Annotated in this window: 24 protein-coding genes; 16 read left to right on the forward strand and 8 right to left on the reverse strand. The window is 42.1% G+C overall.

Translation table 11 applies throughout. The features are described 5' to 3' along the window. Positions 1 to 7 precede the first annotated feature (7 nt). The 3 genes from nadD to rsfS are packed head-to-tail and all read left to right on the forward strand — an operon-like array spanning position 8 to position 1,621. Positions 8 to 664, forward strand: coding sequence for a nicotinate-nucleotide adenylyltransferase (nadD, locus tag ACTNEW_RS03375; protein WP_441057914.1), 657 nt, complete (start codon positions 8 to 10; stop codon positions 662 to 664). After that, positions 651 to 1,241 (forward strand): bis(5'-nucleosyl)-tetraphosphatase (symmetrical) YqeK, encoded by a 591-nt coding sequence (gene yqeK / locus ACTNEW_RS03380; protein WP_441057917.1) that lies wholly within the window; start codon positions 651 to 653, stop codon positions 1,239 to 1,241. Before nadD ends, yqeK begins: the two co-directional genes overlap by 14 nt. A gap of 20 nt (positions 1,242 to 1,261) precedes the next feature. Next, positions 1,262 to 1,621: a ribosome silencing factor gene (rsfS, locus tag ACTNEW_RS03385; protein ID WP_441057920.1), complete on the forward strand. Its 360-nt coding sequence runs from the start codon at positions 1,262 to 1,264 to the stop codon at positions 1,619 to 1,621. Positions 1,622 to 1,738: 117 nt separating this feature from the next. On the opposite strand, the gene lexA is transcribed toward rsfS, so the two are convergent. After that, entirely contained in the window at positions 1,739 to 2,359 is a 621-nt protein-coding gene (gene lexA, locus ACTNEW_RS03390; protein WP_441057923.1) for a transcriptional repressor LexA, read from the reverse strand. Between the two features lie 201 nt (positions 2,360 to 2,560). Between lexA and ACTNEW_RS03395 the strand changes: the two genes are divergently transcribed. From ACTNEW_RS03395 to ACTNEW_RS03435, 9 genes are all read left to right on the forward strand, one after another. Further along, entirely contained in the window at positions 2,561 to 5,263 is a 2,703-nt protein-coding gene (locus ACTNEW_RS03395) for a lectin like domain-containing protein (RefSeq protein ID WP_441057926.1), read from the forward strand. Between the two features lie 72 nt (positions 5,264 to 5,335). After that, a complete protein-coding gene (locus tag ACTNEW_RS03400; protein ID WP_441057929.1) occupies positions 5,336 to 6,805 on the forward strand; it encodes an HlyD family efflux transporter periplasmic adaptor subunit in 1,470 nt (489 codons plus the stop codon). 62 nt (positions 6,806 to 6,867) lie between these two features. Beyond that, positions 6,868 to 7,557, forward strand: a complete 690-nt coding sequence (locus ACTNEW_RS03405; protein WP_441057932.1) for a YggS family pyridoxal phosphate-dependent enzyme — start codon at positions 6,868 to 6,870, stop codon at positions 7,555 to 7,557. Positions 7,558 to 7,587: 30 nt separating this feature from the next. Next, positions 7,588 to 8,232 (forward strand): cell division protein SepF, encoded by a 645-nt coding sequence (locus tag ACTNEW_RS03410; RefSeq protein ID WP_441057935.1) that lies wholly within the window; start codon positions 7,588 to 7,590, stop codon positions 8,230 to 8,232. 6 nt (positions 8,233 to 8,238) lie between these two features. After that, on the forward strand, positions 8,239 to 8,991 hold the full coding sequence (locus tag ACTNEW_RS03415; RefSeq protein ID WP_441057938.1) for an RNA-binding protein: 753 nt from the start codon (positions 8,239 to 8,241) through the stop codon (positions 8,989 to 8,991). A gap of 12 nt (positions 8,992 to 9,003) precedes the next feature. Further along, a complete protein-coding gene (aroB, locus tag ACTNEW_RS03420; protein WP_441057941.1) occupies positions 9,004 to 10,095 on the forward strand; it encodes a 3-dehydroquinate synthase in 1,092 nt (363 codons plus the stop codon). Continuing rightward, positions 10,092 to 10,619 (forward strand): signal peptidase II, encoded by a 528-nt coding sequence (lspA, locus tag ACTNEW_RS03425; RefSeq protein WP_441057944.1) that lies wholly within the window; start codon positions 10,092 to 10,094, stop codon positions 10,617 to 10,619. The genes aroB and lspA overlap by 4 nt, the downstream gene beginning before the upstream one ends. Positions 10,620 to 10,648: 29 nt before the next feature. Next, on the forward strand, positions 10,649 to 11,563 hold the full coding sequence (locus tag ACTNEW_RS03430) for an RluA family pseudouridine synthase (protein WP_441058108.1): 915 nt from the start codon (positions 10,649 to 10,651) through the stop codon (positions 11,561 to 11,563). 66 nt (positions 11,564 to 11,629) lie between these two features. Beyond that, a complete protein-coding gene (locus ACTNEW_RS03435; RefSeq protein WP_441057947.1) occupies positions 11,630 to 12,277 on the forward strand; it encodes an AAA family ATPase in 648 nt (215 codons plus the stop codon). A gap of 113 nt (positions 12,278 to 12,390) precedes the next feature. On the opposite strand, the gene ACTNEW_RS03440 is transcribed toward ACTNEW_RS03435, so the two are convergent. Then, the gene (locus ACTNEW_RS03440) at positions 12,391 to 13,113 is read right to left on the reverse strand and encodes a tRNA 2-thiocytidine biosynthesis TtcA family protein (protein WP_441057950.1); all 723 of its coding nucleotides are present in this window, start codon (positions 13,111 to 13,113) and stop codon (positions 12,391 to 12,393) included. A gap of 360 nt (positions 13,114 to 13,473) precedes the next feature. Between ACTNEW_RS03440 and ACTNEW_RS03445 the strand changes: the two genes are divergently transcribed. From ACTNEW_RS03445 to ACTNEW_RS03460, 4 genes are all read left to right on the forward strand, one after another. Continuing rightward, positions 13,474 to 15,009, forward strand: a complete 1,536-nt coding sequence (locus ACTNEW_RS03445; protein WP_441057953.1) for an AI-2E family transporter — start codon at positions 13,474 to 13,476, stop codon at positions 15,007 to 15,009. 96 nt (positions 15,010 to 15,105) lie between these two features. Beyond that, positions 15,106 to 15,552, forward strand: a complete 447-nt coding sequence (gene dtd / locus ACTNEW_RS03450; RefSeq protein WP_441057956.1) for a D-aminoacyl-tRNA deacylase — start codon at positions 15,106 to 15,108, stop codon at positions 15,550 to 15,552. Between the two features lie 182 nt (positions 15,553 to 15,734). After that, entirely contained in the window at positions 15,735 to 16,793 is a 1,059-nt protein-coding gene (locus ACTNEW_RS03455) for a tyrosine-type recombinase/integrase (protein WP_441057959.1), read from the forward strand. 248 nt (positions 16,794 to 17,041) lie between these two features. Continuing rightward, positions 17,042 to 17,461 (forward strand): twitching motility protein PilT, encoded by a 420-nt coding sequence (locus ACTNEW_RS03460; RefSeq protein ID WP_441057962.1) that lies wholly within the window; start codon positions 17,042 to 17,044, stop codon positions 17,459 to 17,461. 97 nt (positions 17,462 to 17,558) lie between these two features. Here ACTNEW_RS03460 and ACTNEW_RS03465 read toward each other — a convergent pair whose 3' ends face one another. The 6 genes from ACTNEW_RS03465 to minE all read right to left on the reverse strand — a co-directional run bounded on the left by ACTNEW_RS03465 (position 17,559) and on the right by minE (position 22,829). Continuing rightward, positions 17,559 to 18,227 carry an exonuclease domain-containing protein gene (locus ACTNEW_RS03465; RefSeq protein WP_441057965.1) on the reverse strand — a complete coding sequence of 223 codons (669 nt, stop codon included), beginning with the start codon at positions 18,225 to 18,227 and terminating at the stop codon, positions 17,559 to 17,561. Positions 18,228 to 18,572: 345 nt separating this feature from the next. Further along, a complete protein-coding gene (locus ACTNEW_RS03470; protein WP_441057968.1) occupies positions 18,573 to 19,424 on the reverse strand; it encodes an FKBP-type peptidyl-prolyl cis-trans isomerase in 852 nt (283 codons plus the stop codon). A 367-nt stretch (positions 19,425 to 19,791) separates the two neighbouring features. Then, positions 19,792 to 20,253 (reverse strand): hypothetical protein, encoded by a 462-nt coding sequence (locus ACTNEW_RS03475; RefSeq protein ID WP_441057971.1) that lies wholly within the window; start codon positions 20,251 to 20,253, stop codon positions 19,792 to 19,794. A 116-nt stretch (positions 20,254 to 20,369) separates the two neighbouring features. Beyond that, a complete protein-coding gene (locus ACTNEW_RS03480) occupies positions 20,370 to 21,425 on the reverse strand; it encodes a D-alanyl-D-alanine carboxypeptidase family protein (RefSeq protein ID WP_441057973.1) in 1,056 nt (351 codons plus the stop codon). Then, on the reverse strand, positions 21,422 to 22,582 hold the full coding sequence (locus ACTNEW_RS03485) for an FtsW/RodA/SpoVE family cell cycle protein (RefSeq protein ID WP_441057976.1): 1,161 nt from the start codon (positions 22,580 to 22,582) through the stop codon (positions 21,422 to 21,424). The genes ACTNEW_RS03480 and ACTNEW_RS03485 overlap by 4 nt, the downstream gene beginning before the upstream one ends. After that, positions 22,575 to 22,829: a cell division topological specificity factor MinE gene (gene minE / locus ACTNEW_RS03490; protein ID WP_441057979.1), complete on the reverse strand. Its 255-nt coding sequence runs from the start codon at positions 22,827 to 22,829 to the stop codon at positions 22,575 to 22,577. The genes ACTNEW_RS03485 and minE overlap by 8 nt, the downstream gene beginning before the upstream one ends. Positions 22,830 to 22,846: the final 17 nt, after the last annotated feature.

Genomic DNA, 22,846 nt, shown 5'->3' on the forward strand with positions numbered 1-22,846 from the left:
TCAATCTATGGAGAACGCAGTCAGGAAAAAAGTCGGTATCATGGGAGGAACATTTGATCCGATCCATGTAGGCCATTTGATTCTCGGTGAAAAGGCATACGAACAGCTCAGTCTGGATAAAGTGCTTTTTATGCCTGCAGGAAACCCTCCTCACAAAAGAAATCGTGAGGGAAGAGCTACCGACGCTCAGAGAGTGGAGATGGTACGAAGGGCAATTTCAGGAAACCCTCATTTTGAACTTTCATTATCAGAAATGGAGAAGGAAGGTTTTTCCTATACCTATCGTACGCTGGAAACATTGAAAAAAGAACATCCGCATACGGATTATTATTTTATCATTGGGGCGGATTCTCTGTATAATTTTGCAACTTGGAGAGAACCGGCAAGAATCTGTCATGCCTGTACCATGGTAGTGGCTACCAGAGATCACACTTCTGTTAGAAAACTGGATGAAGAAATGACGTTTCTTTCCCAACAGTATGGAGGACAGTTCCTGAGACTGGACACGCTGAATATTGACATTTCCAGCGAAATGATCAGAGGCTGGCTGAAAGAAAAAAAGAGTCTTCGTTATTATGTTCCTGATGATGTGATCCAGTATATCTATCAGAATAATATTTACCATTCCGTAAGAGAGGATATCAGCATAGATGGCACAGTATGATTTTTTAAAGATACAGAAAAAATTATCCAAATATCTGGATGAAGATCGTATGGCTCATACAATGGGAGTGATGTATACCTGTGCGGCGCTTGCCATGGTTCACGGGTATGATCTGAAGGATGCACAGGCTGCAGGTCTGCTTCATGACAGTGCCAAATGCATTCCGGCTAAAAAGAAGCTGAAAATGTGTGAAGAGCATAAGATTCCGGTAACAGAATTTGAAAAAGAACATACTTTCCTGCTTCATGCAAAGCTTGGTGCTTATATCGCCAAAGAAAAATACGGCATCAAAGATGCGGAAATACTTTCAGCGATTACTTATCATACAACCGGACGTCCTGCAATGAGCGTTCTTGAGAAAATTGTTTATATTGCGGATTACATTGAGCCGATGCGTGATAAAGCAGTACATCTTCCGCAGATACGCAAACTGGCTTTTGAGGATCTGGATGAATGTATGTATGAGATTCTGAAAGATACGCTGGCTTATCTGGAAGAGAACCCAAAAGACATCGACAGTACTACGAAAGATGCATTCGTTTATTATAAAGAATTACATAATCAAAAAGCAGAATAAAGGAAAGGATGTGTATATTGATGAGCAGAGAACAGGAAATGGCATGTCTGGCATGCAAGGCACTGGATGAAAAAAAAGGTATGGATATTAAAGTGATTGATATTCATGAGGTTTCTGTAATTGCAGATTACTTTATTATTGCAAGCGCCTCCAATCAGAATCAGGTTCAGGCCATGGTAGATAACGTGGAAGAAAAACTCGGAAGAGCCGGATTTGAGCCGAAACAGATAGAGGGTACCAGAAATTCCAGCTGGATTCTGATGGATTATGGCGATCTGATCATTCATGTATTTGATGAGGAAAACCGCCTTTTCTATGATCTGGAAAGAATCTGGAGAGATGGAAAGGTTCTGGATGTAAAAGAATTCCTTGGGGAATAAGAAAACGTTTCCTGTATAATTCAGCCTGATTATATGGAGAGGATACAAAACTGCCGCAGAGAGTCTTTCGAAAAAAAGTCTTTACCTGCGGCAGTTTTTTGTCATGGAAAAATATGTTTATGAGTAAAAACGGAAAACGCCAAATACCTTGCCCAGTACCTGAAGGTCTCCGTGAACGATGATCGGTTCCATAGTATCGTTTTCCGGTTGAAGACGGAAATAGCCTTTTTCTTTATAGAACGTCTTGACTGTAGCAGAGTCGTCAACGAGGGCTACTACAATATCTCCGTCAGAAGCGGTAGACTGCTGCTTCACAAGAACCTGATCGCCGTCAAAAATTCCGGCATTGATCATGCTGTCGCCCTTCACACGAAGCATGAAACTCTGTTCATTAGGCATAAATTCGGCTGGAACAGGAAAATAACTCTCAATATTCTCTACCGCAAGAATGGGCTGTCCTGCTGCAACCGTTCCAATCAGAGGAACATTTACAACCTCACGGCGTACAAGATTGAAGTTGTCATCGATAATCTCGATTGCGCGCGGCTTCGTTGCGTCTCTGCGGATATAACCATTTTTCTCAAGTGCTTCCAGATGAGAGTGCACGGAAGAGGTGGATTTGAGATTGACTGCTTCACATATTTCACGAACTGCCGGCGGAAATCCGCGATTAAGAATTTCATTCTTGATATAGTCCAGTATCTCCTGCTGCTTCTTACTGATTCTGCCATATGCCATAATACGATACCTCCATCGTTTATTCGCTTTCGTTTTTATCAGTATATCACAAACATACTGGAAATGCAAACTGATATTCGGAAAATATGTTCGGCTGTTTGAAAAGACGATGAAAAGTTCACGGTTGCAAATCTGTGGAGGAACATTTATAATTTAGCTATATGGTAGAGCATGTTTGAAAAAAATCTGGAGTTGGGAATAATGAAAAAAAGATTACAAAGGAACCGATTCCGCGCCTGTCTTTGTGCGGCTCTTGCATTATGTCTGGCAGGCACAACGGTGACAGAAGCTGCTACGGTTTATGAAATGTATGAGCTTGTGGAAGGAACGCCTTCAGAGAGCGGTTATATTCCGACAATGGATCCGGTGGAAGAACTGACAGGAGAAACGATTCTTCCGGATGAAGAAGTGAATGAAGAATCACAGGATTCCTTCAGTGATGGAGATTCGTTTTCTGAGGAAACCGGATCTGCGGCTGTTTTTTCTCTTGATGACAATTCTTCCGCAGAGGAAGGAACTGTTTTTGATGATGGTTCCTCATTTAGCGACGGGGAGGAGAATGTATCTGAAGATTCCGCTTCTGCCTTTGTGACGGAAGAGATTACGGAAGCAGAAAATACGATTTCAGCTTTTTCGGATGAAGAACCAGAGACGGAAAATCTGTATGGGGCATCAGGACTTCCTGTACGTTACAGTCTTACGGATTACGGATACAATACTGCTGTAAAAAATCAGAAAAACCTGGGAACCTGCTGGGCGTTCAGCTGTCTGGAATCCATTGAAACCGGACTGATCAAAAAAGGTTTGGCGGATTCTTCTCTGAGCCTGTCAGAAACACATCTTGCGTACAGTGCCTTTCATGGAACGACGTCTGACAGCAGTGATCCTACTTCAAATGAAACATTCCTGCAGATCAATAATCAGCGATGGACGCGCCTTGGAGGAAACCGTTATTACAGTATTGCCACCCTGGGACGTGGTTACGGACCGGTTTATGAATCCATGTATCCGCTGGATCTGACATTCCAGGCAGATGCAGCCGACAGTGTATCCAGTACTTTCAGCATTTTGGATGCCGTGATTACTGACCAGGATAAACGGACATCTGTTTCCAGACTCAGAAACTGCTACTGGCTTTATGAATTGAATTCTGTCACCGGTTCGGCAAGAATCGCAAGAGTGAATGATATCAAAAAATTTATCATGAATTATGGTGCGGTGGAGGTCGGTCTTTATACAAACAGCTATTCTGCACCTTATGATGCGGAGACCAATAGTTTTTATTCCGAAAATGCGGTGACACCGAACCATTCGGTAACACTGATCGGATGGGATGATGAAAAAGTAACAAAGGCTTCCACGCCAGGTGCATTTCTGATGCAGAACAGCTGGGGAGATGGAGCCGGTGAGAATGGACTTTTCTGGGTTTCGTATGAAGATCGCTCAATAAAATCTCCGTCCTTTTATGAAATGGAAAACTCTCCTCTTGGATCTTCGGGGGATGAGGTGATTCATCAGTATGACGGAACAGGTTATGGTTCTGTGATCAAGCCGGCACAGCCCAGTGACACTCTGCGTATTTCAGGTGCCAATGTTTTTACTGCAGATACTGCTCAGTATATCAATGAGGTGAGTTTTTATGCGGCTGCCGCACCGATATCCTATACCATTTCCATATACAGATATGTGAAATCCTCACCGGATACCGGTATTCTGGTACACAGTCAGGACGGCAGTACACAGTATGCAGGGTATTTTACGGTAGATCTGACGAAATCCATACCTGTTGCCAAAGGGGAAAAATTTGCTGTCCAGCTGCAGTTCAATCATAAAAATGGATATGTTCCGCATGAAAAGGCAAACAACAGAGCGTATGATGTACAGGCCGGTCAGAGTTATCTCTATGACGGAACTGCCTGGGTGGATATGACAAAACTGAATTATAACTGTAATATCTGCATTAAGGCAATCGGAACCAAAACCAGTGACACCATTTCCATGGCACCGCAGAAGCCGTCGTTTTCTTCTGTGAAAGTAACGAATTATACAAAGGTAACGGCTGCTTTGAACAGTGCCTCAGATAAACCGGACGGCTATGACTTTGTGATCGGAACGTCTTCCAGTTTCCTGAAAACGAGAACCTATAAGCAGGTTGTAAAGAATAATACGACCGGAACGGCTACATTTACGTCACTTGCAAAAGGAACCTATTATGTGGCTGTTCATGCATATCGTCTGGATGCCAACGGGAAAAAAGCGTTCAGCAGCTGGTCAGATATCAAAAAAATCACAGTAACTGTGGGACTTCCTTCCACAAGAAAACTTTCGTCTGTGAAAGTTACCAACGGCAATCATATCACTGCTACGGTCGCTTCTTCCTCTGCAAAAGTAAGCGGATACGACTTTGCCATTGGAAAGAAGTCTGATTTTACAAAAACAGGCACCTATTATAAAACGTCTGTAAATATTACGAAAACAAGTACAACCTTTGCCTATATTCCGAAAGGAACGTATTATGTGGCTGTTCGAGCCTATAATCTGACTCCCTCCAAGTCAAAGGTATGCGGTGCCTGGTCATCTACAGTCAAGGTAGTGATTGCAGGTACTACTCCCGGTACGCCGAAATTCAAGACCGTCACAGCGGGGAAGGGAACTCTGAAAGCTACTTATACCAAGGCTTCCAGTGCCTATCGGTATGAATATGTTCTGACGACAAAGGCTTTTTCTGCTGCAACACTGAGTCCTTCTTCTAAATATAAGTATTATACGGGAAAAACATATGCGGGCATCAGCCTTAGTAATCTGAAAAAGGGTACCTATTATCTGGGAGTCAGAGCATATACCATGTATGGAAAAACAAAGGTATACGGCAAATGGGTGATCAAAAAAGTGACGATTCGGTGACCTGTCTTGTATTTGATGGAAGTTGATGATATAATAGGAAAATCGTAATAATAGCGCAAAGGAGGCAGTTCATTGCCTGATCAGAATAAAAAAAAGCCCGGCAGGCTCACAGGGTTCCTTTCAGGAATCCGCAATATTTTCGGACTGAATATAGGAACCATTATGTTTGGTGCACTCCTGATCTATATGATATGCAGTGCAGTCATTTATCTGACATCAGATCGTATTGATTCCTATCAGGTTATTTCCGGTCCGCTTTCCAGAAATGAAACATATACAGGACTTGTGATCCGTGAAGAGAAAACTTATCAGGCGGAAGCCAACGGATATGTGACTTACTATGCGAGAGAAGGAAGCAAGATCAATGCTTCCGGTGCCGTTTACGGAATCAGCAGCACACAGGTACCGGAGTCGGAAACCGTATTGAGTCAGGAAGATCTGGCAAAGATCCGAAGCGAGATGCTGAGCTTTTCCAAGGGTTTTAATCCGAGTAAGTTTAATAATACCTACAGTTTTAAATATCAGCTGGAGGGAAGTATTCTGCAGTATGCGGGAGTGACAGATGAAACGGCTTCATCTTCGGACAGCAGCTCCGGAGATTCTTCTCTTGTAAGTTTTACGTCTGCAACACTGGGCAATCAGACCATCAGTAAGGCACCTGCAGATGGAATTGTTCTTTACTGCAAGGACGGTTATGAAGGAAAAACAGCAGAAACAGTCACCAGTGAAGACTTTGACCAGAATTCCTATCATGAAACAGATTTAAAAACAAAAAACTCTGTAAAAGCGGGTGATGATATTTATACCCTGATCACAGATGAACGATGGAGCCTGCTGATTCCGTTAAGTGAAAAACAGGCTGCGAAGCTTGCGGATCGTACGGTTATCCGTGTGAAATTTCTGAAGGATGATATGACCCAGAGCGGTGATTTTTCTATCATTCAGGTAGATGGTGTCAAATATGGCAAGATTGATTTTAACAAAGGAATCATCCGTTATGCGACAGAACGTTTCCTTGAGATCGAGCTTGTTACCAATACGGTAACAGGGCTTAAAATTCCGCTGAGTTCCGTTGTGACGAAAGAGTTCTATACGATTCCTTCCGAATATTCTACTGTCAATGAAGAAAGTCAGGAAGTTGGTTTTATGGTAGAGGGAAGAGATGAAAACGGAGATAAAGCAACGTTTTTTAAGAATTCCACAATTTATGCAAAGACAGAGATCAAAACGGGCAATTCCATTGACGTGGATTCTTCAGAGAAAGAACCAAGTTATCTGTATTACGTAAATAAGAGTGATTTTAATGAAGGAGATGCGATTGTAAGCCAGAAAAATCAGGGTAAATACATTGTTGGCGATGTGGGTGTTCTGGAAGGGGTTTACTGTATCAATAAAGGTTATGCAGTATTTCGCAGAATTGAAATTCTTGACCAGAATGAGGAGTATGCAATCGTGTCTAAAAATACCTCGTACGGTCTGGCACGATATGACCATATTGTACGAAATGCAGAAGTGGTAGATGAGGAAGAGATTTTGTACTGATTGATTAATTATGAATTCTTTACAGATAAGAAAAGTTCTGTAAATGACGAGGAGGCTTATAAATGATAGCAGAAAATCTGCAGCAGGTAAGAGAGAACATCAGAAAAGCCTGTGAGGCTGTGGGAAGAGATTCGAAAGAGGTAACTCTTGTTGCAGTAAGCAAGACAAAACCGGTAGAGATGCTGAAAGAAGCTTATGATGCACAGGCACGTGTCTTTGGGGAAAATAAAGTACAGGAGATCATGGATAAATATGACCGGCTTCCGGAAGATATCCAGTGGCACATGATCGGGCATCTCCAGAGAAACAAGGTAAAATACATTGTTGATAAGGTAGCGATGATTCATTCTGTGGATTCCATGCGTCTTGCGGAGACCATTGAACAGGAGGCTGCGAAACATGAGATTCGTGTTCCTGTTCTGGTAGAAGTGAATGTTGCACAGGAAGACAGTAAATTCGGTCTTAAAATGGACGAGGTACTTCCGTTTGTTATGCAGGCATCCAAGCTTCCGCATCTGGAGATCCGCGGACTGATGACCATTGCTCCTTATGTGGAAGATCCGGAAGAAAATCGGAAAATATTTCGCCAATTAAAAAAATTAAGTGTTGACATTGCTGATAAAAACATTAATAATATTACTATGAGTGTTCTCAGCATGGGTATGACCGGAGATTATGAGGTCGCTGTCCAGGAGGGCGCAACGATGGTACGTGTTGGTACAGGTATCTTCGGAGAAAGAAATTATTTTTGATTCAGTTAAAATTTAAGATTGGAGATTAAAATGGGCGTTTTAGACAAGTTTTTAGATGCCATCAAATTAAATGATGATTACGATGAGGAAGAATTCCTTGATGACGACCTTTTAGATGAAGCAGATGACGATGATTTTCTGGATGATGAAGCAGAGGACAGACCGAAGAAGAATTTCTTCCAGAAATTCAGCCGTAAGAAAGAGGAAGCAGACGATTTTGATGATTTTGATGAGGAACTGGATGATCCGGAACCGGTGAAACCGGCTGCAAAACCTGTCAGAACTGCTGCTGCATCCAAAACCGCTTCCAGAGAAGAGAAACAGGTTCGTCCGTCTGTATCCAGCAAGATCACACCTATGAGAAGCAGCAGACGGCAGAATCAGTCATCCAATATGGAAGTCTGTGTGATCAAGCCTACTTCCATGGAAGATTCCAGAGAGATTGCCGATACACTTGTAGACAATTCTACGGTCATTCTGAATCTTGAGGGCATTGATGTGGAAATGGCTCAGCGCATCATTGATTTTACATCCGGTGCATGCTACTCTCTTGGAGGAAGTCTGCAGAAAGTATCCAGTTATATTTTTGTGCTGGGACCTTCCAATGTAGATATTACCGGTGATCTTCAGAATATCCTCGGAGGATCTGCTCCTTCTGTAAGAGCAGGATACTGATCAGTCATGGAACGGGATGATTTTTTTCAGAGAAGAATCCGGGAACTGGCGAATACCGCGTATCAGAGGGATATTGTTACGTTTTCAGATTTCCTGAATTTGAATGAACAGAATATGATCAATAACCGTAATTTCCAGTTTCCTGGTGTTTCTATGGAGTGGTCAGGAGGTTATGAAAATGCAGAGCGTCAGATGGTGGCCTTTCATCCTGATGCTCTTGTCTTTCCATGGGAATATCCGATTGATTGCCTGAAGATAGAGCCGAAGGCAGTTAAATTTTCTGAAAAGCTTACACACAGAGATTATCTGGGGGCTCTTTTGAATCTTGGCGTAGAGAGAAGTGTGATTGGTGATATCCTTGTGAAGGAAGATGCAGCCTGGTTTTTCTGCCATCACAAAATGACAGATTTTTTTCTCGAAAATTTATGCAGAGTCAGACACACGAGTATTTTGATCACAAAAGTGGATAATCCGGAAGAACTTCCGGAGCCGGTTCTTCAGCCGGTTAGCGGTACCTGTGCTTCTGTGCGTCTGGATGCTCTGATTGCTCTGGCTTTTCAGGAGTCCAGAAGTCATATGGTATCCTTTATTGAGGGCGGATCTGTCTTTGTGAACGGACGTCTGGTGACTTCCAATGGCTATGAGCCAAAAGAAGGCGATATTATCTCGGTCCGTGGAAAGGGAAGATTCCGGTTTGAAGGAACGACCGGAAAGACCAAAAAGGGAAGATGCGCAGTACGAATCATGCGTTATATATAAAGGAGGCACAGGATGGAGCAAAATGTTTTGCATGTAAAACGGGATGGAGAATTCTCCTATCCGATTTATTTTGAAAAAGATTTCAGCAGGCTTTCAGAAGTAATGAAGAAGGAAGGCTTTCAGGGACGAAAGCTGTGTATCGTAACAGATACGAACGTTGCGCCTCTGTATTTGGAGGCAGTTCAGGAAGAATTGAAGGAAGTATCTGATGAGATTATTACGTTTGTGTTTGAGGCCGGTGAACGAAGTAAGAATCTGAATACAGTACAGGATCTTTATGTCAGACTGATTCAGAGCGGAATGGACCGAAAAGGTCTGCTTGTTGCTCTTGGAGGCGGTGTAGTAGGTGATCTGACAGGTTTTGGAGCAGCGACTTATCTTCGCGGCATTGATTTTGTTCAGGTGCCTACTACGCTTCTTGCCCAGGTGGACAGCAGTGTGGGAGGAAAGACAGGGGTTGATTTCCAGCAGTACAAAAATATGGTGGGTGCATTTCATCAGCCGAGGCTTGTTTACATGAACATGGGTACGCTGAAATCTTTGCCTGCATCCGAATTTGCCTGTGGAATGGGAGAAGTTCTGAAGACAGGACTGATTTGTGATAAGAATCTGTTTCACAGTGTATGTGCGGATCACGAAGCTCTGAAAGACCGGAATAACCCGGAATTGCTTACCGGAATGATTCGGCGCTGCTGTGAGATCAAAGCTGGAGTTGTGGAACGTGATCCGAAAGAGCTGGGAGAACGTGCACTTCTGAATCTCGGTCATACTGTGGGACATGCAGTTGAGAAGCTGAAGGATTTTCAGCTCCTTCATGGGCAGTGTGTGGGAATTGGACTGATTGCTGCTGCCTTTCTTTCGCTGAAAAGAGGTCTCCTGACAGAAGAGGAATACCGGGAAATTGTTGCGGGGTGCTGTAGTTTTGACCTTCCGAAACATGTAGAAGGACTTGCGGTGGAAGAGATTCTCTGCGCGACGAAAAAAGATAAAAAAATGGAAAACGGACAAATTAAGTTTATTCTGATGGATGGTTTGGGCAGAAGCTTTATTGATCGTACGGTAACGGATGAGGAACTGAGAGAAGCCATCAGGGAGATTGTATGATGAAAAGGGAGAAGCCATTGTCCGCAGGTATTTGTGCACTGACGGGAATCCTGTCAGTGCTTCTTCTTACTTTTCTGGATCAATATACGAAGTATCTGGCACAGAGATTTCTTGCAGACAGGTCTTCCCATGTACTGATTCAGGGGGTTCTGGAACTGAAATATCTGGAAAATACCGGAATTGCATTTGGGCTGTTGGAGGGAAAAAGAGTACTTTTTCTGGTGATATGTATCCTTTTTTTCTTTCTTGGAGTTTATCTGTTTATAAAAATTCCGAAGGAAACCTATTTTATTCCGCTCTTTCTGATTTTATTTCTGATGCTGAGCGGAGCAGCCGGGAATTTTATTGATCGTGTATGGCGCGGCTATGTAGTGGATTTTATTTATTTCAGCCTGATTGATTTTCCTGTTTTTAATTTTGCGGATATATATGTGGTGTGCGGAAGCATGTTACTTGTTCTGTTTGTTTGTCTGAAATATAAGGAAGAAGATTTTGCTTTTCTTCACAGACATTCAGATTGTTGATAACCGGGTTAAAGGATGAAATTTGTATGATGGAACAGTTTGAATTTTTTATTGAAGAAAAAGACTCCGGGATACGTATTGACCGCGTTCTTACGGAAAAAATGGAGGAATATTCCCGGTCCTATCTTCAGAAACTGCTGAAGGAGCAGCAGGTTTCAGTGAATCATAAACCAGCAAAAGCAAATTATAAAGTACAGACAGGGGATTCTGTATGTGTCATGGTTCCGGAACTAAAGGAACCGGATATTACTGCAGAGGAAATTCCTCTTGATATTCTTTATGAAGATGATTATCTGCTTGTGGTAAATAAACCGAAGGGAATGGTGGTGCATCCGAGCGCCGGACATATGGAGGGTACCCTGGTAAATGCAGTACTTGCTCATTGTGAAGGAAAGCTTTCCGGAATTAATGGGGTGCTCAGGCCGGGAATCGTGCACAGAATTGACAGAGATACTACAGGGGCGCTTCTGATCTGTAAGGATGATGCAGCGCATCGGGATCTGGCGGAGCAGCTAAAGGTTCACAGTATCAAGCGTCGTTACCGTGCAGTGGTTTACGGTAATTTTAAAGAAGATGAGGGAACGGTGGAAGGACCGATCGGACGCCATCCGACGGACCGCAAAAAAATGGCGATCAATTACAAAAATGGAAAAGATGCGGTAACACATTACCGGGTTCTGGAGCGTTTTGGCAACACGACTTATATCGAATGCCGTCTGGAAACAGGACGCACGCATCAGATCCGTGTTCATATGTCTAGTATCGGTCATCCGCTTCTTGGAGATGAAGTGTATGGGGATAAAAAGAATGCCTATCATCTGCAGGGACAGGCACTTCATGCGATGATTTTGGGTTTTGTGCATCCGCATACAGGAGAATATATGGAATTTGAAGCACCGCTGCCGGAGTATTTCGTTAAATTGCTGGATAAATTAAGAAAATAGTTGGCAATATTGCCGAAAATATAGTATAATATTTCCAGAGATTTATCGCAGAAGGGAGTGTAGCTTATGAACAACAGCACAAGTTCTATTATTACTATCGGTCGTCAATACGGAAGCGGCGGAAGACAGATCGGACAGGAGATTGCGAATTACTTCGGAATCAAATGTTATGACAAAGAGCTTCTTGAACATGCAGCCAATGATAGCGGTATCTGTAAAGAGCTTTTTGAGAATCATGACGAAAAACCGACGAACAGTTTTTTATATTCACTGGTCATGGACACCTACTCTTTTGGATATTCTTCAGGTTTTTCAGATATGCCGATGAATCACAAAGTATTTCTTGCACAGTTTGATGCGATCAAGAAGCTTGCGTCAGAAGGTCCGTGTGTTATGGTAGGCCGCTGTGCAGATTATGCCCTCGCTGATAACCCTGATTGTTTCAGTGTATTTATTCATGCAGACCTTGACTGGAGAATAAACAGAATTTCCGCCAAGTATCATAAATCCCCGAAAGAAGCCCGGGATATGATCAATAAGACGGACAAGAGCCGTGCAAGCTACTATAATTATTACACCAATAAGAAGTGGGGAAATGCGGCAAGCTACAGTTTCTGTATTGACAGCAGTAAATTTGGTGTTGATGCTGCAGTAAGAGCCATTATCGAAGCAATTGAGATCTTTGACGTAAATAAGAAAAATAAAGTGATATAGAAACATAAATATAGAAAAAATAGCAAATATAGAAAGAACATCTGCCAGACTGCAGATGTAGAATCAAAAGAAAACCACTTCTGGTATCTTACACAGAGGTGGTTTCTTTTTGATTACTCCGGAAGTGTCCAGCCTTTGAGGTTTCCGTTCAGGATGGCGGTGAACATGCGTTCCTTTACTCCTGGATTTTCCTGATTAAGCTGCCTGAGGAGATTTTTGATATATTCGCGTTTGGTATTTCCGTCAGCAGGACAGCGGTTTTTGACGACCGGGAGATCGTATTTGTGCTGGAATCCAATGACATCCATTTCCTCCATATAGATCATGGGACGGATCAGAGTCAGGTCCATGCGGTCCCAATAGGTGACAGGAGAAAAGGTATGGAATCTGCCCTCATAAATCAGGGACATGAGCATGGTTTCAATCACATCATCTTTGTGATGCGCATAGGCTACTTTGTTGCAGCCCAGTTTTTTGGCTGTTTCATTCAGTGCACCTTTGCGCATTTTGGCACATAGAGAACAGGGATTGGACTCTTTGCGGTCCTGAAAAATAATTTTGTAAATTTCTGTGGGAATGGGGGTGTAGCGGATACCGAGTTCATTACATAGTTTCCGGATAGGATCCATGGATACTCCTTCAAAACCAAGATCGACCGTAATTGCTTCGATGGTAAAAGGTTTCGGGTAAAAGCGGGCGAGGCCATGAAGCGCATAAAGCAATGTCAGACTGTCCTTACCACCGGAAACGCCTACAGCGATTTTGTCACCGCTTTCAATCATGTGAAAATCATCCACAGCTCTGCGGGTGATACTTAAAACCTGTTGTAATTTCATATTGCACCTTTCTTTTTCGTGTATGATGTATTAAAATAAAAAATATTTGTTTGCTTATTATAGCGCGTTTGCAGGAGCAGGGCAAGAGTAGAATTGGTATCATTTATGACAGAATAATTGACATAAGATTGTGTTATGTTAATTAAAATGTCGATTAAAAGAAGACAGCTTTTTTTCAAACTATCTGGGACATGGAAATAACTTTATGCTATAATGAAAATGTTATATTTGTCTGAAACTGATACATGGAAGAATAAATAACTGATCAGATGACACCGGATATTTATTCTTACAATATGTTAGTAGGGAAAAGTTGCTGGACAAGATAAAGGAAATCTATTACAGGAGGCTTTATTTTAAATGAAATTTCGTTGGGAAAATAAATACCTGCATTGGGGTGTGACGGCGTTTTGCGTGATCGCGGCAAGCATGCTGTTTTATTATGGGATTTTCCATATGCGTTCACTGATTTCTGGAATCAGGATTTTTTTCAGTATTATGGCACCTATTATCTATGGTGTGATTATCGCGTATGTGTTAACTCCGGTAGTAACCTTTCTGGAAGAACGACTGATTTTTCCCTTTTTGAAGAAGAAAGGGAAGAAACCTGAAAAACGCGGCAGAAGAGTGATTCGCTGGATCTGCGTGTTACTTTCTCTCTGTTTGCTGCTTGTGATTATTTATACATTGATCATGATGATTCTTCCGCAGTTGATTCGGAGTATTATGAATATTATCTACAGTTTTCCGAGTTATGTGAGAAGCGTGGAGTCCTGGCTGAATACCATTATGGAAAAAGGCTGGAAACTGGATACGGAAATGATCGATATGCTGAATCAGTATACGGATAAAGCCCAGGAATATCTGTATACCAATCTGTTGCCTCAGATGCAGGAAATGCTGAAAAATGTATCAGAAGGAGTATTTGATATTCTGATTTTCCTGAAAAACTTTCTGATTGGAGCTATTGTATCGCTTTATGTACTGGCAGATAAAGAGATTTTTGTCGCAAGAAGCAAGATGGTCGTTTATGCGGTGCTTCCGGCAAAAGTTGCCAATCTGCTGATTCACGCAATGCGTTTTACAAACAAAACATTCGGCGGCTTTATCAGCGGTAAGCTTTTGGATTCTGCAATCATAGGTGTTCTTTGCTATATTGGATCAGTGATTATGGATATGCCGTATGCAGTGCTGGTCAGTGTTGTGATCGGAGTTACGAATGTGATTCCTTTCTTTGGACCATATCTGGGGGGGATTCCCTGTGTTTTGCTGATTTTATTGGTAGATCCTTTGAAGGGATTGTATTTCGCGATATTTATCCTGATTCTCCAGCAATTTGACGGAAATATTCTCGGACCCAAGATTCTTGGTGATTCTACAGGATTGTCCAGCTTTATGGTGATTGTAGCGATTATGGTCGGCGGAGGATTGTTCGGCATTGTGGGAATGCTGATAGGGGTTCCGGTCTGCGCGGTTATTTATGCGGCAGTCTGGAAGATTTTCGGGCATTCTCTGGAAGAGAAAGAGCTGCCGTCTGATGTCAGAGAGTATTGTGATATTGATTGTTTTGATCTGGATACAAAAGAAGCAATTTATATGCCGAAAGAGTCTCAGCGCAGACGGAAGGAGCTGGAACTGAAGCGGATGAAGAATCCGGATGGGATATTTATGAAAATATGGAATATTCTTTCGAAATTTGTTTTGGAAGTGTGGGAGATTTTGAAGCTCTGCGGAAGAATCGTATGGAAATGGATTCATAAATATGCATTGCTCTTATGGGATAAGGCAAAAGTCTTTTGCAGAAAGGCAGAAGAGGTATTTCAAAAAGTATCAGAGAAGACAAAAGCAAAATACCGGAAGTTCAGAGAAAGCCTTGAGAGAAAGGCTGATAAATAAAATAATAGAAAAAAATGAGAAAAGGGATAATCATCGTGTAGTTGGCATAATGTATTGTTATGTTAACTGCACGATGATTAAAAGAGGATTTTGAAGATGAAGTTAGTAATACAGCGTGTGAATCATGCGGAAGTCAGAGTCGACGGTGAAAGTGTCGGCAAAATAGGCAGGGGTTTTCTGGTTTTTGTTGGTGTTGGAAAGAACGATACCAGAGAGATTGCTGATAAATACCTGAAGAAGCTTCTTGGACTGAGAATTTTTGAGGATGAAGCGGGAAAAACAAATTTATCCCTGAGTGATGTGAACGGGGAGCTTTTGATCGTGTCACAATTTACGTTATATGCGAACTGTAAAAAAGGCAATCGGCCAAGCTTTATTGAGGCCGGCGCACCGGATCAGGCTGAGGAATTGTATGAATATATGATTCGGGAAGCATCCAGAACAGTTCCGGTAGTACAGCATGGAATTTTCGGTGCAGATATGAAAATTACATTAGAAAATGATGGTCCGTTTACCATAATTCTTGATGAGTCAATCTTATAAAAAGGTTGGCTCATTTTATCATAAGCAAAAAACGGGCAAATTCGCCTTTTTGAAACAGAAGTATATCTATACGACAAACCCGAGTTTTTCAAATAGATATTGCAGAAAAGACCGGGATATGCTACACTTTCTATAGATTTATCGGATTTACCATATTACAGAAAAAAAGGAGAAATTATTTTATGGATTCAAAAATGACCTATCGTGAAAAAACTGATATAGACAATACTCTCAGATTACGTGAAGTTCTGAAAAGTTTGCCGCCGTTTTGCAGGGACTATTTTCGGGCTATGGAATCCACTACGACCACGAAAACCCGGATTTCCTATGCCTATGATATCCGGATTTTCTTTCAGTTTCTCCTGGACTCCAATCCGGCATTTAAGGAATATTCCATGACGGATTTCACGGTCGATGTTCTGGATCAGCTCAAGGCGGTTGATATCGAGGAATACGAAGAATATCTGAAAGTTTACAAAAACGGGGAAAAAACCGAAACAAACGGGGAACGTGGATTAAAACGAAAAATTTCTGCTCTTCGCAGTTTTTATGCTTATTATTATAAACATGAAATGATTCAGACAAATCCCACCGTACTGATCGATACGCCAAAAGTTCATGATAAAAGCATCATCCGTCTTGATGCCGATGAAGTCGCCATACTTCTGGATTATATTGAACACTGTGGTGATCAGCTTACCGGACAGAAACGTGTGTTCTATGAAAAAACAAAAGAACGGGATCTGGCTGTGGTTACATTGCTTCTTGGCACTGGTATCCGTGTTTCCGAATGCGTGGGCCTGGATGTTGAGGATGTGGATTTTAAGAACAATGGAATCAAGGTGACAAGAAAAGGCGGAAATGAAATGATTGTTTATTTTGGGCCGGAAGTAGAAAAAGCTTTGAAACGCTATCTGGAAGTCCGGGAAGGGATTACTCCCCTGCCCGGCCATGAACACGCTCTCTTCTATTCTGCCCAGAGACGTCGGATCGGTGTTCAGGCAGTAGAAAATCTGGTAAAAAAATATGCCCGTCAGGTTACGACAACCAAAAAGATTACCCCGCATAAGCTGCGCAGTACCTATGGCACTGCCCTTTATCAGGAAACAGGCGATATTTACCTTGTAGCGGACGTTCTTGGCCATAGAGATGTAAATACTACCAAGAAGCATTACGCGGCCTTAGACGACGCCAGACGGCGCCAGGCGGCCACTGCGGTAAGGCTCAGGGAGGAGAAATAAGAAATTCTGCTCTTCTTTGATATTTGAAATCATATGAATTACGCTTGTATAAATATATAAAAAGTAAAAATCCGATGAAATCATCATAAAGAAAAGGAAAACAGGCACTTTTTTTCAGTAAAAAAATTATTGTGATATTTTTTAAATTAGTGATTGAATTTTAAGATAAAATGCACTATAATTGAAACATATTAATTAAAGAATTTGTTCAAAATTAATATTATATGTGTCTAAGGAGGAAAAACAGGATGGTTGAACTGATTGTAGGAAAGAAAGGCAAGGGCAAAACAAAAGTACTGTTAGACAGAGTGAACGGCGCGATTAAAGACGCAAATGGCAGCATTGTTTACTTAGACAAGAGCACGAAGCATATGTATGAGCTGAACAATAAGGTCCGTCTGATTGATGTTTCCGGTTATCCACTGAAAAATTCTGATGAATTCATTGGATTTATCTGCGGTATCATTTCTCAGGATCATGACCTTGAGCAGATATATCTCGACAGCTTCCTGAAGATTGCGAAACTGGAAGATCAGGATGTCACCGGTACACTTGAACAGCTTGATGCCATTGGAACCAAGTTTGGAGTATCTATCGTTATCAGCATTTCTCTTGATAAAGAAGAAATTCCAGCAGCATTCCAGGAGAAAATAGCTGTTGCATTATAATTCACTGTAGCTGGAACATACATAAAATTGCCAAAGAAAAAGGACAATGCTTCGCATCAGATAATGCGAATGCAATTGTCCTTTTTTGCAGAGAAATTTACAATTGAAGACAAAGAGAACTGAAATCAAACAAGTCACCTAATAAGCAATTTGTTTTGGGCTTGAATACATCTATAACAGAGTGAAGCGTTTTTTCACATTTCTTCTCATCTCGGAGGACGCTTAGTACATATGCAGTATTGCGTGCATCGATTAATGCGTCGTGTGCATGGCCCTTGAAGTCTTCTCCTGCAAACATAACAGCATCAGATAAAGAGATACTGCGATCCATTCCTAGAGTATTTACATATTCTGCCTGCAGATCTGCCCATTTTTCATTTATAAAGGATAGTTCGGGTGAATCCGGCTGGATTTTTTTTAACTGGATTTCTCTTTTCATTTGTGTCTGGTCGCTTGTACTCCACTGAATGAACTGAACCTGGTCGTGGATATGGGAATACCAGGAGCCGAATGCTTTTAAGGCTTCTTCAAAACAGGGCGCAGATTTCACCATACTGGTAGTAATTCCTGTCAGTTTTTCATAGTTTTTCCAGATTCGGTTATTGAATTGCGGCTTCACAAGTGTAGCAAAACTGCTGATTTCCTGGAATTTTTCATCCAGTAAAACGGCTCCGATCTGGATAATTTCCTGTGAGCAGATATGATGTTCCTGTTTATATTTTGTGGATATGGGATTCATTTCAAGATCGATTACGATGTACTTCATACTCTTTACCTCCGTTGGATGCTTTCTGATGACATGAATGTTTTCTGATTACATATTAATGTAATGGACGGAAATTTTTTTAAATTTTTATCATTATTCCTCAGTTTCAATCCTCAGTTCTGATTTTGTGTGGAGATGAATATTGTGAAGTGTTATTCAGGGAAATTTGTAGATGAGAAGAATATACTGGAGATGGTTTAAAATCATTTTTAGAATAAAAACCTGTTCACCGTAAAAGATTGCTTTAACTTTTTTCAATTGGCTGAATGATACCAGGCAGGAATAACAACGACAACTGATGTCAAAGCTTTTCCTGCCTGGCACATTTATATCAGCACTTTGTCTTTATTTAACTTCTACAAGTTCAATCCGGAAGTTCAGTTCTTTTCCTGCCATCTCGTGGTTGGCATCGAGAGTGATGGTGCTGTCTGTTTTTGCTGTGACTTTTACCGGGAATGGCTGTCCCATGGCATTTGTCAGATAAACCTGCTGTCCTACTGTCAGGTCTTCGGAACCCGGCAGGTTGGCAATCTCAAAGGTCAGGATTGCATTGGGATCCGGCATGCCGTATGCTTCTTCCGGGTTGAGATGAACATCTACGATCTGTCCGATTTCCATATCAGCAACAGCTGAATCAAAACCTTTGATCATCATGCCGGCACCGCAGACAAATTCCAGCGGTTCTCCGCGGTCATAGGAGGAATCAAACTGGGTACCGTCGTTGAAGGTGCCTTTATAATGTACACGGCATGTTTTGCCGGCATTTTTTCCTTCCAGTGTGAGATGATTTCCGCATCCGCCGCAGGAATGGCCCTCTCCGTGTCCGCCGCAGCCATTTTCTCCGCAGGAATGACCTTCTTCATGATCATGATGATGGCAGTTGGAACCTGTGGAAACGAGTTCTCCTTTTAAATAAGTTTCGATTACTTCATCTGTATTCCCAGACGCTCCTGCAATCAGTTCAATTCCGGCTTCCGTAAGCGCAGTCTGAGCACCGCCGCCGATTCCGCCGCAGATCAGTACCTGAATTCCTTCGTTTGCAAGAAGACCTGCCAGTGCTCCATGTCCAGTGCCGTTGGAATCGATGATCGTACTGGATAAAACCTGCTGATCTTCTACTTCATATACTTTAAAATGTTCTGTTCTTCCAAAATGCTGAAATACTTCTCCGTTGTCATAGGTTACCGCAATTTTCATTTGTAATTCCTCCAGGTGGTATATTTTTTTATTCGATTTATCCTATCATAGATTTGCAGATTTCTCCATAGGAAAATGATTTTGTTATGAAAAAGTATTGTGATTTTTTTCATAGAAAAATGTATAGGATTTTCCTGTGGAATGAAAAACGAGAGTGATTTTTATGTCATAGAAAAATGTAACGAATTTTCCTGTGATATGAAGAACTATTGTGATTTTTATATCATAAAAAAGGCAAAGTAGTTTTCTTTGATATAAAAGTAATACACCAGGCTGCAATATGCAATACAGCCTGGTGTAAAAATGTGTAAAAATCACCTGATAACTTTACTTACAGATGTATCCGGACCATTGAGGAATGCAGCTATTATTCTGCTGCTTCTTCAGTCGCTTCTTCGGTTGTTTCTTCAGAAGCTGTGTCTTCTGCAGACTCTTCGGTTTCTTCCACAGCCGGTTCGAGATAGAAAATAAATTCTTCATCCATAACTGTGTAAGACAGACTTAATGTGCCGTCTTCATGTAACCGGATGTTCCATACACTGTCTTCGGAATATTCATATTCAGCCGGAGTGGTAAATGTCAGAACTCCATCTTTGAATTCTCCTTCCAGGTCTGCAATTTCGTACTTGCCGAAAAGCATTCCACCTCCAAGTGTGAAAGTAACAAGGTTATCCTTGATTCCAAGTTTCAGTTTTTCGATTTCCATCATTTCGAGAGGTGCTGTCATACCATAAGCGGATACCTGACTGCCAGACCAGTCACCGGCAAAATCTTCAATTTTGGCATCGGTAACGATTTCTGCAGGAACAAAATGAAAAAGAATAATCACGGATGATAATAGCGGTGATCACACAGAGGATCACCGCACATCCGACACGTATATGGAGTTTTTTCTGCACTGCTTCTCTCCTGTCAATGATCAGATGAATTCTTCAGGAATTTGTGTCAATTTCCATTGATATTAACGAGCAGGGAACTCATCTGCTGATACAAAAGTTCCTTACTGGAAGCTCCCATGACGATGGAAATATAGGGATTTCCATATGCATTCTGGGAAAGAAGAGCCAGGCAGTTGCCTGCTTCACTGGTGGTACCGGTTTTTCCTCCCAGGATCGTAACATCTCTGGGAGTGCTTGCCTCTCCGGTGAGATAATGATCCGTTGCATCAAGGTAGGTGGCCATCTGAGAGCCATCTGCCCGGGTATATTCCACAGTATAGGATGGCAGCTGTGTGATCTCCGTAAACTCCGGATATTTCAGTGCTTCTTTCAGCATCAGATAAATGTCGTAGGGTGTGGTGTAATGGTTTTCATCCTGAAGTCCGTGAGGATTGGTGAAATGGGTTCCTGTACAGCCGAGTTTTGCTGCATAAGAATTCATCATGTCTACAAAATTGGAAGTAGACCCTCCCACATATTCCGCAATGGCAGAAGCCGCATCGTTGCCGGAATAAACAAGAAGACAGTGGACCAGCTGATCGAGGGTCAGTCTATCTCCTGCCTGAAATCCGCATACCTGAGAACCTTCCTCAAGTGTCACGTTCTCCTGTGTAATGGTAACCGTTTCATCCACATTGCCGTATTTCAGAGCCAGCATGGCAGTCATAATCTTTGTGATACTGGCAGGATAGACACGGTTATAAGTTCCATTGGAATAAAGAACTTTCTTGTTGGAAAGATCAAAGAGAAGGCCTGACTGACCGCTTTCCAGGGAGACAGAATCAAGAGGAACATCTTCTTCCACGACACATAAATCTGCTGCAAAGGATTTGGCGCGTTTCTGATCTACAGACAGATCGGAACCGGAAAATTCTCTGGAAGCACGGAAGGTTTCCGGAAGTTCGGCAAGTGCTCCCATATTCAGGGTATAGACAAGATACCCGCCTCCGCCTGCAAGAACTGCCATAAGGAGAAGCAGAAGAATGGTCTTCATGATTCTTTTGCGTTTACGACGTCGAATTCTGGCGGCTCTGGCACTGTTTTTGGATGTTGTGCGATTCATAGATATTCCTCTTTCTTATAGGTGTTCTTTTTCTGTAGTTCCTTATTGTATGCACTGCTCTGCAGACCGACATTCAGGACCAGTCCCATACCGATAAACATACTGACAAGGGATGTCAGTCCATAGCTGACAAAGGGAAGGGGGGTACCGGTATTCGGTCCCATCCCGGTTGCGACCATAATATTGATGGTTCCCTGTATCGCCACAAGGGTTCCAACGCCGCAGCAGATGATCTTACCGGCCAGATCTTTGGCACGAAGGCTTATTCCGATACATTCCAGAGCAATCATAAGAAGCAGAAGAATGAGCGCGGTACAGCCGATAAAACCATACTCCTCTCCCGCCACTGCAAAAATAAAGTCAGTCTGATTTTCGGCCACAAAGTTTCCTTCATTTACAGAAGTCCCCTCGTCCTCTCCGGAGAGCCTTTTGCCGATCAGCTCTCCGGATGCAATGGCTGTCATGGAGTTATTCTGCTGTTCAATGTCATCAGAGTATTCTTCGTTTTCCGGATACAGGAATGACATAATACGGTCGCGCTGATAATCCTTGATCAGTTTCTGGTCGGGCTGTACCACGATACTGAGAAAAACAATCAGAAGTGGTATGGCAATGAGAAAAGCACCGCCGATAATTTTATAACTCAGGCCTGCAATGTAGATCAGGATACAGAACAGGACCGCAACTGTAATGGTGTTCTTCATATCCGGCTGGCTATATATGAGAAAGAGCGGAACAACCAGAAGTGCAGCTGCCTGAATAATGGTACGGAAGGTGTTCAGGTCTTCCTCATGGTCCATAAAAAATTTTGCAAAAAATACAATAATAATAATTTTTGAAAGCTCCGTCGGCTGAAAACGGATAAATCCAAGATCAATCCAGCGTGCAGCTCCATTTGCGGAATCCCCAAACAGACGAACTGCCAGCAGCATGAAAATATTAAAAAAATACATAATCCACTGAAAGTTCATGATCCAGGAATAATCCATCAGGGATAAGATCACCATGAGAATTACTCCCATGATGACGCCGAGAAGCTGTTTGGACTTCAGGTCAGAGGAAGCAATTCCAACCAGATGGATTCCGAATCCGCTGAGCAGCAGCAGGAAAAACACCAGTCTGAAATTGTAAAAACGAAGCTTATACTGTTTAATCATTTTCCAATCGATTCCTTTTCATCTGTACAGGTATTTTGACATAAAGCACAGGAGGCTCCTGTGTGATCTTCAGGTGTACCTGTTCTTCGTCTATCAGAACATACTTGTTTACCGTATGTATGAGATCATTTCGAAGCATTTTCATCATTTGCGGAGAGCAGTCGATGCGTTCTGAGACCAGGAGCAGTTTCATTCTGTCTCTTGCGTACCCGGCCGAGCGTTTTCTGACATGATGAAAGACATTCATGGGTTACCCTCCTGTCT

The organism is Blautia sp. HCP3S3_G3 (assembly GCF_052063365.1).
Lineage (GTDB): Bacteria > Bacillota > Clostridia > Lachnospirales > Lachnospiraceae > Blautia_A.